This window comes from Eggerthella sp. AM16-19, from assembly GCF_003474385.1.
Classification (GTDB): domain Bacteria; phylum Actinomycetota; class Coriobacteriia; order Coriobacteriales; family Eggerthellaceae; genus Senegalimassilia.
In genome coordinates, this window is record NZ_QUCY01000040.1 from 1 (window position 1) to 14,578 (window position 14,578).

The 14,578-nt window shown below is 66.3% G+C and carries 11 protein-coding genes; all 11 read left to right on the forward strand.

The window, feature by feature from the left end:
* The first annotated feature begins 26 nt into the window (after positions 1-26).
* Entirely contained in the window at positions 27-347 is a 321-nt protein-coding gene (locus tag DW178_RS10725) for a helix-turn-helix domain-containing protein (RefSeq protein ID WP_118351416.1), read from the forward strand.
* Positions 348-492: 145 nt separating this feature from the next.
* Positions 493-6,141, forward strand: a complete 5,649-nt coding sequence (locus DW178_RS10730; RefSeq protein WP_118351418.1) for a SpaA isopeptide-forming pilin-related protein — start codon at positions 493-495, stop codon at positions 6,139-6,141.
* Positions 6,142-6,219: 78 nt separating this feature from the next.
* A complete protein-coding gene (locus DW178_RS10735; RefSeq protein WP_118351421.1) occupies positions 6,220-6,954 on the forward strand; it encodes a class B sortase in 735 nt (244 codons plus the stop codon).
* A gap of 133 nt (positions 6,955-7,087) precedes the next feature.
* Positions 7,088-7,417, forward strand: a complete 330-nt coding sequence (locus DW178_RS10740; RefSeq protein WP_118351423.1) for a type II toxin-antitoxin system Phd/YefM family antitoxin — start codon at positions 7,088-7,090, stop codon at positions 7,415-7,417.
* A 34-nt stretch (positions 7,418-7,451) separates the two neighbouring features.
* Entirely contained in the window at positions 7,452-7,724 is a 273-nt protein-coding gene (locus tag DW178_RS10745; protein WP_118351426.1) for a hypothetical protein, read from the forward strand.
* A 66-nt stretch (positions 7,725-7,790) separates the two neighbouring features.
* A complete protein-coding gene (locus tag DW178_RS10750; RefSeq protein WP_118351429.1) occupies positions 7,791-8,924 on the forward strand; it encodes a hypothetical protein in 1,134 nt (377 codons plus the stop codon).
* A 94-nt stretch (positions 8,925-9,018) separates the two neighbouring features.
* On the forward strand, positions 9,019-10,338 hold the full coding sequence (locus tag DW178_RS10755; protein WP_118351431.1) for a hypothetical protein: 1,320 nt from the start codon (positions 9,019-9,021) through the stop codon (positions 10,336-10,338).
* A 134-nt stretch (positions 10,339-10,472) separates the two neighbouring features.
* The gene (locus DW178_RS10760) at positions 10,473-11,579 is read left to right on the forward strand and encodes a hypothetical protein (protein WP_118351434.1); all 1,107 of its coding nucleotides are present in this window, start codon (positions 10,473-10,475) and stop codon (positions 11,577-11,579) included.
* A gap of 35 nt (positions 11,580-11,614) precedes the next feature.
* A complete protein-coding gene (locus DW178_RS10765; protein WP_118351436.1) occupies positions 11,615-12,682 on the forward strand; it encodes a hypothetical protein in 1,068 nt (355 codons plus the stop codon).
* A gap of 119 nt (positions 12,683-12,801) precedes the next feature.
* Positions 12,802-13,719 (forward strand): hypothetical protein, encoded by a 918-nt coding sequence (locus DW178_RS10770; RefSeq protein ID WP_118351438.1) that lies wholly within the window; start codon positions 12,802-12,804, stop codon positions 13,717-13,719.
* A gap of 54 nt (positions 13,720-13,773) precedes the next feature.
* On the forward strand, positions 13,774-14,578 hold an 805-nt coding region (locus DW178_RS10775; protein ID WP_147363864.1), incomplete at its 3' end, for a hypothetical protein.

Below are 14,578 nucleotides of genomic sequence, written 5' to 3' on the forward strand. Positions count from 1 at the left end.
GCCGCGCTCGCGGGAAGCGGTAGGCCATGGCCGCCGTCACGCGCGAGGGGGACGGCAGCGTCCCCCTCGCCGAGCTCGACATCAACCCGGCTCTGCGCGCGACCTGCCAGCGCCGGCTCGCCGCGGCGCTCGAGGGGCGCGCCATGACCGCCAGGAAGCTCGCGGAGTTCTCCGGCGTGTCCGAGGCGGTCATCTCGAGGACGCTGCACGGACAGCGCACGCCCACGCTCGACGCGATCGTGCGCCTCTCGCTCACGCTCAACGTATCGGCCGACTACCTTCTCGGCCTCAAGGCGTCCCCCCAGGGCGATTACCGGAACGGCCCCCAGGGAGACGGCGGGGCGTAGGGCGAGCGGAGTCCGCTTCCCGTTCGGAAAGTCCCGGCGGTCACCGGTGTAGACCGGCAATCGGCTGGGTAACATATCTCAGATTACGGGCGCCGTGCCGGGGTCTCCCGGCCGGCGCCAAGGACATGGAAAGGATGATGCCGAGATGAAGCATACAGGAAGCGGCAGCCATACCGCCCGCGCGAAGCTCGGGCGCCTCGGCGTGGGCGCCCTGTCCATCGTCTTCGCCCTGAGTCAGGTGCTCGGACTGCTCGGTACCGCCGTGCCGTCCGCTTGGGCGGAGGCGGCGGAGCCCGAGACCGTGACCGTGACGCTCGCCGCCGGCGAGCACGGCAGCCTCGCCATAGCAGGCGAGGACGCCGAGAGCGACACGGTCACGGTCGACAAGGGCTCGAACGTGACCGTCGAGGTCACGCCCGACGACGGCTGGTTCGCCGACTCGCTCACGGCCTTCGCCGGCGACGGGTCCGAGGCCGCAAAGCTCGAAGTCGAGGACGGCCGCGCCACCTTCAAGGCGGAGACGGACACCACCGTGACGTGCGCCTTCTACGAAAACGGCTCCAACGGATCGGCCGCCCTCGAGGCCGTCGCCACCGATGCGTCGGCCAAGCAGGCCAAGCAGGCCTCGGACAAGGCCTACATCAAGGCCAACCTCGACGAATCGCTCTCGGGCCTCGACAAGTTCGAGCGCCGTGACGTGCTGACCGTCACCACCACCACGGTCGACTCCGGAAAGGTCGCCTCGCCCACGCTCGACGGCCTGTGGGCCGATACGGACGGCGACGGCATGGGCGACTACAGCGACGCGTTGAAATCCAACGCAGTGAGCCATGCCGTGCTCTACGACCTCGACGACTCGTCCGACTACCTCGTGGGCCGCGCCGGATCCGACATCTCGGGCGCGACGCTGGCCGACTGGGGCGCATCGGAGAACAACGCCGACGCCGCCATGCGCCGCGGCCTCAAGTTCGACGCGGCCACCGGGCTCGTCTACGTGCCGAAGAAGTACACGGTCAAGAACAAGGCCGGCGAGTACAAGGTCGCATCCTCCCGCATCCAGCTCCTCTACGCCACGCCCGACAAGGGCGCGGCGAACACCTTCCCCGTGAGGGTCGAGGCGAAGAACGTCGACGGCCGCGCGGCCAAGTCCGGAACCGCCTCGGTCGACGTCTCGTCCCCCGACACCCAGATCGAGCTCGCCCGCGACAAGGCCGCCCGCAAGTCGATCTCCGACGCCACGATCGAGTCCGTCACCGTCAACGGCATCGAGTACACGCGCGACCTCGACATGTGGACCTACGACAAGGACACCGGCACGCTCGACATCCTCATCGCCGCCGCCGGCGTGCGCAGCGTCGACATCAAACTCGCCAACGACGCCGAGAAGAACGTCGGAACGTGGCTGGCGTCGCTCGCCACCGAGGCCTTCGCCGGCAACGTGTGGAACATCGGAACCTGGGAGTTCCAGTCCGCGCCCTGGGCCGGCATGTCCTTCCACACCGCCGGCCACAACAGGTACACCGGCACCACCACCGGCGCCACCCTGCCGGCGGTCGAGAACCCGTCCGGCGGGCGCTACGAGGCCAAGACGATCTACCAGGCGCTCGGCACGCAGAACGTCGACGTCTCGGCCCTCCAGTCCGGAGCCTGGTCGATCGAGCGCACCTGCACGATCGCCGCGCAGACGGTCTCCGGCGTCACCATCCCCAGCGCGACGAAAGTGGACCTCACCTGCGGGCATGTCGGCGTGAACCCCTCCGGCCAGCTCGACCCCTCCTACAACCAGGCCGTCCACACCGACGACGACTACGGCCAGACCGTGCGCATCGCCGCCGTCAACGGCGACGAGGCGATCATCGGCGTGACCGTCCCGACCACCTTCACGCAGGCCGGAGCCGGCTTCTTCAAGATCAAATGGAAGCTGAACAAGGTCCGCTACAACTTCTCCAAGTGCTCGGCCAACGTCTCCATCACCGACGGCAACTCCGAGTACTCCGTCGAGGGCGCCGAGTACGATATCTACCGCTCCTCCGACAACGCGCTCGTGTCGCATATCGTCACCGACGCATCGGGCAACGCCGCCCTCGACCTCGAGCCCAACCAGGCCTATTACGCCGTCGAAACCAAGGCGCCCGCCGGCTACACGCTCCACGAGGGGCATATCGGCTTCAGGACCGGCAACTCCGCCGGGACCGAGCAGCTGAAGGACGACCCGGGCTATGTCCTGCTCCATATCGATAAGAAGGACTCCGCAACGCTCGGCGACGCCCAGGACGGCGCCACCCTCGAGGGCGCCGAGTACAAGGTGACTTCTCTGTCCACCCCGGGCTGGGAGCAAACCGTTTCCACCAATAAAGACGGATATGTTCTCGTGACCGATGTTCCCTTTGGCAAGATAACGGTTCAGGAAATTAAGGCACCAAAGGGATATAAGCTCGATACCGAGATTCATACCTATGAAGTTCATCCGGGAGAAGGTACCAATACTGGCACTGTCGACCTTGAGCCAGAGGACGACTTCAAGGAGAATCCCGTCTCGTTTGATATCGAGATCGCCAAGACCAAGGGCGGCGAGGACGACAGCTGGGAGTCCGACGACGGCAAGGGAAACGCCGCCGCGGGCGTCCAGTTCCAGATCATCTCGAACACCACCGACGAGGTCGTCGGAATCCTGACGACCAACGATGCCGGCTTCGCCTCCACCAAGGACGCGGCAACCTGCGACGAGGCATCCGCTTCCGAGGACAAGACCGATGACCCGGCGCGCCCGTGGTTCGGCTCCGGCAAGCGCAACGCCGGCATCTCGGGCGCCGTGCCCTACGATGCCGCGGGCTACACGATCCACGAGGTCGATTCCACGGTGCCCGAGGGCTTCGACCATGTGGACGACTGGACGATCTCGGCCGACGAGCTGGTGGACGGCACCACGAAGTACTACTCCGTCATCGACAAGACGCTCAACAGCCGCATCCAGATCGTCAAGACCGATGCCGAGACCGGCAACACCGTGCCTCTTTCCGGCTTCAAGTTCCAGGTGCTCGACTCGGACGGCGACACCATGAGCTTCGCCGACCCCTACGACGCCAACGGCACCGTCGACACCTTCACGACCGACGGCGCCGGGCAGGTCACGATCCCGCAGCGCCTCAAGTCCGGCAAGTACTCCATCAGGGAAATCTCCGCCGTGGCGCCCTATACCGTCAACGGCGAGGCCGTCGGCTTCGAGGTCCCCAAGGACTACAAGAAGGCATCCCCGATGACCGTCATCAAGGTCGCAGACGAGCAGGCGAAGGGCAAGGCCACCATCACGAAGACCTGCTCGCATGACGGCCTGACGCTCGCCGGCGCCGAGTACGACGTCGTGGCGCAGCAGGATATCGTATCCCCCGACGGCACCGTGCGCGCCGCGGCCGGCGACGTCGTCGACCACGTGAAGACCGACAAAGACGGCAAGGCGACCACCAAGAAACTCTACCTCGGCGCCGGATCGGCGACCTACGCCTTCGTCGAGACCAAGGCCCCCTCGGGCCACGTCCTCGACGAGACGCCCACCCCGTTCACCCTCTCCTATAAGGACGGCGCCACCGCCGAGGTGAAGGCCGTATCCGACCAGTCCGACCCCGCGACCAAGATCGATGTGACAAAGACCGTCAAGGGCGGCGACACCCCGCTTCCCGGAGCGAAGTTCCAGGTCTGGAACGCCGACGACGAGATCTCGATCGACAGCGCCGCCGGCAACCTCGCCGTGCGCGCCGAGGCCGGAAGCGAGGTCTCCATCAGGAAGGCCGTCGCGAGCGCAAGCGTCAAGGCCGAGGCCGATGACGGCACCTCCCTCGTCCTCAAATCACCCGACGGCCCGGAGACCCCGCTCGGGAGCGATGCCGTCGATATGGAACCCGGTACGTATACCCTGATCGCCACCCAGGACGGCAATGCCCTTGAGGGCGAGGAGGTCGAGATCGAGGCCGGCAAGTCCTACACCGCCAAGGTCGCGACCGGCCTGCTCGGCGCCAAGCCCGCCCTCTCCGACGACGGATACACCATGCCCGCCATCCGTCTCGCCTGGTCCGATGCCGATTCGGCATACGAGGGCCGCGGGCTCGGCGCCGGCACTTACGACCTGACCGTCTCGGGCAAACCCGCCGGCAGCATCGCGGTCGATAAGGACGGGGCGACCTACGTCTTGGTTGCCGGCGGCAAGGCCCGCCGCGTGCCCATCCTGCTCAAGGAGGGCAAGAGCGCCGAGGAGGGCGTGACCGGCGCCGACGGCTCGATCGATTTCTGGCACCTCGCGCCCGGAACGTACCGCGTCGCCGAGAGCGAGGCGCCCGCCGGATACGTCGAGGCGCCGGAGATCAAGACCTTCACCGTCGGCGCCGACGGCCGAATCGAGGGCCGGGAAGCCGGACAGGCGAGCTTCGAGGACGACTTCACCAAGGTCCGCATCTCCAAGCGCGACATCACCGATGAATCCGAGGTCGAGGGCGCCAAGCTCACCGTCACCGATTCGGAGGGCAAGACCGTCGACTCGTGGACCTCGACCGCCGAGGACCACGAGATCGATGCGCTCGCGCCCGGCAAGTACACGCTCACCGAGGAGCGCACCCCGACCACCTACGACCAGGCCGAGAGCATCGAGTTCGAGGTGAAGAAGACCGGGGAGGTCCAGACCGTCACGATGTACGACTCGCCGATCTCCATCAGCGGCGAGATCGACAAGCGGCAGGAAATCGCCGACCCCACCGTCAAGGACACCGAGGCAAACGGCGACGGCCAGAACACGGCCGAGACCAAGGCGTCGAATGACGGCTCCTATGCCTACACCATCGATTTCCGCTCGACCTCGAACACCTGGACCGACGAGTTCACGGTCGAGGACGACCTGACCGCCGCTACCGACGGGCGTGCGCAGCTCACCTCGATCACCACGCCGCAGGCCCTCGAGGACTACGACGGCAAGATGAACGTCTGGTATAAGACCGACAAGACGCCCGAGGATTATGTCGACGAGTCCGGGGCCAACGCGACGCTGTCCGACGGCCATGAGAACCCCTGGCTGTCCGACGAGGCGACCGCGGCCACCCTCGGCGAAGACGGCCGCGCCGTAGACTTCACCGGCTGGAAGCTCTGGCGCGCCGACGTGTCCACGACCGAGGCCACCGAGCTTTCCGTGGCCGACCTCGGACTCGAGGACGACGAGCACGTGACCGCCATCCGCTTCGAGTACGGCCGCGTGGAGAGCGGCTTCACCACCCGCGACGGAGGCTGGGACCGCGACGGCATCAAGGACGCACATGACGATATCGCCAGCGCCGAGGACACGGCCAAGGAAAACGGCTCCCGCCCCGACAGCTCGGGCGGCAAGGCCGAGACCGCCCTGGCGCCCGCCATCGTGCACATGAAGGCCACCGACGGCTACACCGCCGGCCGCGCGCTCGACAACTACGCCCGCGTGGACCTCTTCCGCAACGGCGGGGGCGACGGACTCGAAGGCCATGACGAGGACCAGGTGACCCAGACGGCGAAGGCCGTCACGGTACCGCCGACCAACCTCGACCAGACCGGCCGCAACGTCATCATCGGCCTCGCCGCCGCGCTTGCCGTCGCCGCCGCCGCGGCCGCGGCCCTCATCTACCGCCGCCGCACCCGTGGGTCCGCCGCGGACGACGAGCCGGACGACGATGGCTATGACCCCGAAGACTACGGCCATGAAGACCGTTACGGTGACGGTTACGACCGCGACCGGTATGGGTACGATGACCGATACCGCGACGAGATCCGCGACCGCTACTGACGATAGGGCCGACTAGCCCGCATCGGGGCCCGACGCAACCGTGCGCCGGGCCCCTTTTCGATTACAGAGGAGATTCCCATGAAGAGACGACCGCGACGGAAACGCAAGGCCCTCGATATCATCCTCGCTGTCATATGCGCCTCATCGCTCGCCGCTGCCGCTCTCATCGGATGGACGATCCTGCACGAGGGCGCCGTCTACAGCGAGATCTCGGCCGAGGCGGGATCCGCCGAAGGCGGCGGCATCGACTGGGAGGCCCTGCGCGCACGGAACCCCGACATCTCCGCATGGGTGAGCGTCGAGGGCACCCCGATCGACTACCCGGTGGTCTCGCCCAGGGAAGGCGACCCGAAGGGCTTCTACCTCAACCATGACTTCGACCGGAACTGGTCGTTCGCCGGATGCCCCTACCTCGACCCGCGTGGTACGGCCGACGGGCGGCATGCGCTCGTCTACGGACACCACCTCAACTTCGACAGCGAGATGTTCACCTACCTGAGGGACGCATGGCGGCAGGAGAAGTTCGATACACTCGGCGACATGTACTGGTCGACGCCGGCCGGTGGCACCGTGCGCCTCCACCCGGCATTCTCGCTGTCGGTCGACAAGAGCTTTGCAGGCATCCAGAGGTTCGACCTCACCGACGCCGCCGAGACGCGGGCATGGCTCGCGGACCTCTCGGCGCAGGCGGGCGCGAGGGCGGAGGGGTGCGACGACCTGTGCGAGCACGCCACGCGCGCCGTCACGCTCGTGACCTGCACCGGAAACTTCGCAGGCGGCAGGGCGAGGACCCTCACGGTATTCGTCGGCTGAATTTTTCCGGCAAACATGTCACACCATGGAAAAGAGGCACAAAAGAGGGAATAAAAACGGGTATAAAAAAGGTAAGAAAGCGATAAAACCGCTTCCCATCTCGATAAACGCACTATCGGAAGGAGGTGCCGAAATGGATGGAAGCGCCAAACTGCCGCCGCCCGCGTCGGTGGGGATAACCGAGCTCAAGAACAACTTCGCCTCGATCGCGAAGCGGGTGCACGACACGTCGGTGCCCTGCACCGTGCTCAAGCAAGGCCGGGCATACGTCGCCATCGTCCCCGTGGACCCGGGATACAGGACAACGGGCAAATACGCCTGCAACCAGTACACGAGGGTGCTGCGCCGCCTGTTCGCGTTCTGCCGGAACGCCCACGACCACCGGATCACGTTCGTGCTCCGCCGGCGCAACGAGGACTACGTCGCCATCGCGCCGCTCGATCCTCCCGATACCGAGGACTGAGCACGCAGTAAAACCCGAGGGAAAGGACCGACCCATGCTGCCCACCATCATCATCGGAGCGTTCGTGCTCGCAATCCTCTGGCCCTTCATCAAGCTGGGCTATGAACTCATCAAGCTCGCGGGGTCGCTCGCCCTGCTCGTCGCCTCATGCGCAATCGGGGCGGTCGCCCTTGTCGGACGCGGGGCCTGGGCCCTCATCTCCGCCTGCCGCCGACAGGCGGGAGCGAAGAAGGAGAAGCCCGTGGAGCATCCGTCCGCGCCCCGCGAGCGCATTCCCGCGCTCCCCGAATACTCCTCGGTGCGCTAGGGGCACACCGGAGGGGACCGAACAAACGAAAAGACCATCAGGCATATATCTCGAAAGGACCATGCCATGAAGAACAACCCGATCGACAAGATCCGCGACCTCTTGGCGGAGCCCGCCGCGCGCCGCAAGGCGGTAATCTGCGCCGGTGTCGTCGCCGTCCTCGCCATCGGCGGGGCCGGAATCGCCATCGCATCCAACCGACCCGAACCGATCGACAGCTCGCCGTCCGCCGTCGAGAAGACCGAGACCGATGGCGATAAGGCGTCCGGCGCCGAATCCGTCGCGCCCGCCGACATCGCCAAGATATGCCCGACGCTCACGCTCGACGGGCAGGACGTCGGCGCGCCCGCCGACGAGCTCACCGTCACGACCGGCCAGGGCCGCGTCCTCGTGACGCAGCGGGCCGGCGACGATGCCGCGGCCACCGTGGACTCCACCGCCCGCCGCAGCGCCGCGCTCGCCCGCTCGCTCGACGGATGCGAGACCGGCGGCAAGACGGTCGAGACCGTCACATGGGCCGCGATCGACGAGGGAGGCAACGTCGAGGTCGCCGTCACGAACTCCCCCGCCACGGCACCGTCCGGCGGCACCACCGCGGACATCGTCAACGGCTCGGGCGGCCATGTGATATCCGATGACGTCTGGAACTCCGACGGCGTGCACGACTCCGGCTACGAGCAGAACGCGGGAACCGTGACCGATTCGGCCGGCGGCAAGATCGAGGCCGGCGGCAAGACCGACGCCGCCAAGGCCGACGAGGGCGACAAGGCGGACACGGGCAAGGCCGACGACTCCGGCGGCAAGGCCGATTCCAAGAAGAACGACTCGAAGGGCGGCGCGGCATCGCAGGCGTCAGGCGGCACATCTGGATCCTCCGCGTCCGGGTCCTCCCCTGCGCAATCCCAGAAGAAGTGGGTCCCCGAGCAGGGGCATTGGGAGACCGACTACGGTCAGGTCTGGGTACCGAATGTCGTTTACGTGCGTCATGAGCGCTACTGGGTTGTTACCCCCAACGGTAACGTCGGGCCGTTTGATTCAAAGTCTGCTGCAAATACCTGGGTTTATAACGACATGGTTAGTGGTGGCAAGGGTGGTTCCCTACTCGATGACTCCTACACCACCAGCGAGGACCAGGGGCATTACGAGCAGCAGGCGACCGGCAAGCACTGGGTCGTCGACGTGGCCGGCCACTGGGAGTAGGGATTGCCTTCGGGCGGTATCGCACGCATGGGGCTCCCGTGCTGTAAAATGACGACACCGATACAACCGGCAATGCGAGGATTGGAGCCAGAAGATGAACAGCAGAACACCCGAGCTCTCGCGGCTCACCCTCATGTGCCGCGACCACGAGGTCGCCGAGTTCACCTGGAACCATGACCACCAGACCGTGACCGGCAAGATCCATATCATCGATGCGGCCCATGCCCCCCTCATGTCGACCGACCCATCGGGAAACATCACCAGGGACAGGCTCTCGAGCTGGTTCAAGAACAGGGGCATACCGGATTTTCGGCCCGATGCCGTCGAGCGCCTGCGCGCAGTCGGCTTCCCGTCAGCCGCATCCCTCATGGCCTCCGGCTTCGGGACCTCTCTCTCCGATCAATACTGGATTCGCCCCGTCGGTTCGACTTCGACATGGCGCGACGTCAACTGCTTCGAGAACGATTTCAGCGAAGAGCTCGGCGAGCTGCTGCTGCCGCACGACGCCTCCTCGGTCCCCTCGCTCATCGAGAAGATCAAGGGCAATGCGGATATCCTCGCGTCCTCGCCCGATGCGGCACTGAACGGCAACCTCCCGAAGCGCTGGACGGTCGAGGACGGCCGCCGGGTGCTCGTCAAAGCCGGTCGGCCATCCAATAGGTTCCAGGAACCGTTCAACGAGAAGATCGCCAGCGTGCTGTGCTCGCGCCTGCTCGATGACAGAGACTTCGTAGCCTACAGCCTCGAAGACGGCGGATTTATGAAGTGGGCGTCTCGCTGCGAGACCATGACCGACCAGTTCACCGAGTTCGTCCCAGCCTACGCGCTCCTGTGCTCCTCGAAGAGGCCTTCCGATCTCGGCCTGCATGGTTTCTATATCGGGACCTGCGCCGCCCACGGACTCGAAGTCCGCGAGGACATCGAGAAGATGCTGACCATCGACTACCTCATGGCAAACTTCGACAGACATTGGAACAACTTCGGCATCCTGATAGACACGGAGAGCAGGGAATGGCTCCGTGCCGCCCCCATATTCGATACCGGCGAGGCGCTTTGGTGCGATCTCGATATGTCGCAGAGGTTCGTAGGCTACACGACGCCGCGTGCCGGGATGATGCGTCCGTTCGCCCGTAGGATCGACGACCAGCTCGACAGGTATTGCCGCGACCTCTCGTGGTTCGATCCGTCTGCTCTCAAGGGCTTTTCCGACGAGGCCTGCGACATCCTCCTCGGCAACCCCTTCATCGCCAACGAGCCGGGCAGGATCGACAAGATCAAGGAAGCCATCGACCTTCGCGCCATGATGCTTGCCCGGCACGCCCGCGAGGTCAGGCGCGAGCGGGGTTTCACCGTCCCCGTCCCGCATACCGATTCCATGGCCCAGGCCTCCGCACGGAAGAAGCACCACCGGTAATTCCCAAAAATCGAGCATCGCGCCCGCATATCGGTATGAAATGCTTCCCGATTGGGAAAAAGGGTTACAAACTTCGGCTCGCGGCCATACCGTGATCGAAGCTCCCCACCGATTCTCACCGAAAGGGCCTCTCAATGGGAAATATGAAATTCGACGGACCGGACGTCACCTTCGAGCTCGACGGCTTCGATGCCCTGGCCGAGCGCGTCCGCTCCAAGAAGATCAACTGCAAGATCAACCCCTCCGACCTCCCCAGGCTCTACGCCGTCATGGATGCCGAGCTCGAGAGCAACGAAGAGCTCTCCGCGGCATTCGCCGAGGCGCAGGAGGCGGCGTTCAACAACGCCGTTCTCGCCGTCTGGGCCGAGCGCATCAAGAGCTTCAAGGACTCCTTCATCCCCGTCTTCGGCGATGCCTGCAAGGACGCCGCGTGCCGATTCGGCTTCTCCAAGGACGGCAGCAACACCTTCAAGTCCGCCGTTGACGCCTTCGCGGCCAACATCTGCGATCTCTACGGCGCAGCACCGCAGATCGTGGACGGCTTCTGCGAGTTCCTGGCGCGAAACGCCTGCCTCGAGTTCGACGGCTACGCCGCAGACATGCCCGTCCCCTGCCAGCTCTACGTGGCCGAGGGAATCTCGAAGATGGCCTACCAGCAAGCTATGAACAGCGTCCGCGGGTTCAAGCTCGACACGGACGCATCCGTGGAGTTCGCCGAGAAGTTCATCAACGACAACGTCACGACCCCCGACAGCTTCATGCACCTGAACGACGCCTGCGTCGCGATCGAGAACGTCATGGCAGCGACCTCGCCGGCCGCCGCCCTCGAGACCGCTGCCGTGGCCGCTCCCGTGGCCGAGGTCGACGACGCGCCCGTCCCGGCAGCCACCGTCGAGACCGATGCCGAGTTCGAGGACGCGGTCGCCCAGGCGTTCGCCGCGGAGGCCCAGGCCGAGAGCCACGCATCCCCGGCGCCTGCCGTCGATGCCGGCACCACCGGCATTCTCCCCACGGCCGACGCCGGATATCCTGTCGAGCCCGGCGAGGCCGCGACCGATTCGGACCGATCCGGGACCTATCAGCAGGACGCATACCAGGGCGGCTACCAGGGAGAGGGTGCAGGATATGCCCGCGAGCAGGGCGACTACGCCCGACCCGAGACCTATGGCGGCGGCATCCGCGGCCAGTACGGCTCCTATGACCAGGACGTCTACGGCAGCACCTACAAGCAGGGCTACTAGGCCCATCTGAACCTCTGGAAAGGCAGGGTCGACTCATGTCGGACGCACCACCCGCACCGTCGGGACAACGCTCGGTCACGCTCGATATCGGCATGATCGGATCTGGGCTCGGGGACGGCATCGATATCGAGGAGGCATATCGACTCGTGGCAACGGCTATGGAAAACGATGCGGAGCTCATGGCGGCGGTCGGAGCCGCGCGCGAACGCGCGGTCGAGACGGTGAGGGGCAACCTCGCCGCCAAGTCCGCCCGCGGCGGGCTCGAGGAGTACCGCCGGGTGCTGGACGTCGCGTTCGAGGACGCCATCGACGAGCTGACGGCATCGATGGGCATGACGGCATCGCCCGACCAGAAGAACACCTTCAACTCCGCCTTCGACGCCTTTGCCGCCGCCAACGCCTCCATCTACAAGAGCAGCGCCGATTTCCGGCGCGAGTGCGTCGACCTGCTCGCGAAGCGAGCGCTGGCCGAGCTCGGGAGCCCCGTCCCCGCCGACTTCGATGCGCAGTCGCGCATCTCGGGCTACATCGGGGAGCTCTCCCGCGAGCAGGCCGCCAAGACGATCTCCTCGCTCCACGGCCTCAAGGTCTCCGAAGTGCTCGCCGCCGGGCGCAAGCGCATCGCGCAGGCCCTGGGCGACCTGATGCGCCGACTGCGGGGCAAATCGGCCGCAGCAAAGGCCCCGGCCGCACCCCGCCAGGCGCCTGCGGCGGCATCGCCCGAGGTCGAGGATGCGCCCGCGGAGAAGGGGGTCCCGAGCGCACCGAAGCATGCGGCCGCGAAGGCGCCCGCCGCGGACGACAGCGACGAGCGCCTGCGGGACCTCATCAACGGCATCGGCACCTCTCTCAGATCGGGCCTGCCGACCGGCACGAGGGGGCGCCACGCCGCGCCCGTCCGGAGTGCCGCGAACGATATCGACGAACCGCCGTGTGCGGACAACATCGTGGAGTTCAAGCCCCTCGATGCCGAGCGCGAAAGGGAGCGCAGCGCGGCAATCGACTTGCGCGTCCCGGCGGTGCCCCCCGTCCGGGCCGCGGCGGCCGCGGCCTGCGCGAGCGCCGCGGCCCCCGTCAGAAACTACTCGCTCAACCTCAGGTAGCGTCTCCTTTCCGTCAGCCCCCGCTTCCCGTTCGGGAAACGGGGGCTTTCGCATGCCCTGCCGCCAGCGCGTGCGAATACGATTGCCCGTAATACCAGCTTTCCGTCGAAAGGAAAACCATGCCCGACCAAGAAGACTTCCGTATGGACCACAGCGACATTCTGGACTGCAAGCTCGCCCTGATGGGCGTCTGGACGCAGGCGTGCCGCGAGGCCGCCGCCTACTTCGGCGTCAACCCGGACGGCACGGGCAGCTTCTCGTCCGTCACCCAGGCCCATGCGGGCATGACCGCGGGCACGCTCGCCATGGACGGGATCTCGGCCGACGAGATGACCGGACGGCTCGCGGCCTCGCTCGTCGAGCACTTCCCGGACAAGACCGACATCATCACCGGAGACCCGGCCGCGGCCAAGGCCTACGTCAAGCAGTACGTGGTCGATCTCGCCAACCACCAGGCGCTCGCCATGGCGCGCACGAACAGCAAGCTGTTCCACAGGCAGCTCGACCGCGCCGCCGCGGGCCTGGCCGATGAGCACGGCCCGTACGCTCCCGTGCCCGCCGCCGATGAGGAGTTCGACATGTGCGTGCCCCTCATGGACGGCACCATCGAGGAGAACGGCGAGGAAGTCGCCGAGTTCAGCCGCGAGCTCGACCGCACCGGCATCCGCTACAAGTTCAGCGAGCTCGCCGCCGCGGGCTCGGCCAAGGTGCAGACCTGCCTCAACTTCATGTCCCGCGACATCAAGGCCGTCCAGGCCGCCTGCACCCGCGCGGTCCAGAACATCTCGGCGCGCGGCCGGGCGTTCGCAGACAAGGTGAAGTGCGTGCCGCTCGTGCTCTCCGCCGCGGCGGAGGGCGTCTCGGATGCCATGCGCGATGCCGCCGAGCTCATGGACAAGGGCTATGAGAAGATCATGGCGCAAGCCGCCATGGACCCGCGCTCGGTGGCCGCCGCGGCCAAGCACTGCGCCGACGCCACGGCGAACGTGCCAACGCGCCACCTCCCCAAGGCCTCGCACGGCGCCCATCTGGGCTAGCCGGCGCCCGCGGCATTCGATATCTCGGACCAGACCACGGCCAAGGAGGCCACCATGTTCAAGACCTGTAGCGACCCGGACTTCAACTGGATGCACTGCCTGTGCGATTCGGCCACCTGGGTCGTCAAGGAACCCGGCAAGCCCATCAGGTTCTTCCACTCGCAGCTTATCGACGACTCGCTCTCGCCGTCGGGCTACGGCTTCGCCATCGACGCGTTCCGCATCGATGCGGACGGCACGCTCGACGACTTCTACAGCGACACCCTCTGGGACTACGGCGCGGCCGACGAGCTGATCGCGGCCTACCCCAACAGGCTCAGCTGCGCGGTACGATGCGACGGGCTCAACCCGTACGACATCCCGTTGAGCTGGAGCCGGGGCGATGCCGAGCGCTTCCGCGCGCGCGACACCGTGCTCGCAGCGGTCGATATGCTCACCGACGAGGCCGACGAGACCGGCATCGACGCCTGCCCCGAGTTCTACCGCGACGACTATATCAGCATGTACATCAAATCGCAGGGCCTCGGCGAGACCGTGAAGGTCGGCGGCATCGAGTACCCGCGCTTCTCGGTCATCTCGACCGACTGCCTATGCGGCGACGACGAGAAGGGCGATTTCGAGACCCTGGGCGAGGCCATGAGGGCGGCCAAGAGGCTCGTCGATGTCGAGGGATATGACGGAGCCGCGGTCTACGACCGCAAGCAGGAGGCGTGGTGCGCGGGATGCAATGTCACCACCCTCATGGATATGAACGGCGCGGCCGCCGTCACGCATCCGTTCTGGACGATCACCTGCGAGGCCGAGAAGAGGGAGCCCCCGCAGCGAGTCCCCGCCCTCGAGCGCGCGCAGGCCGCCGACC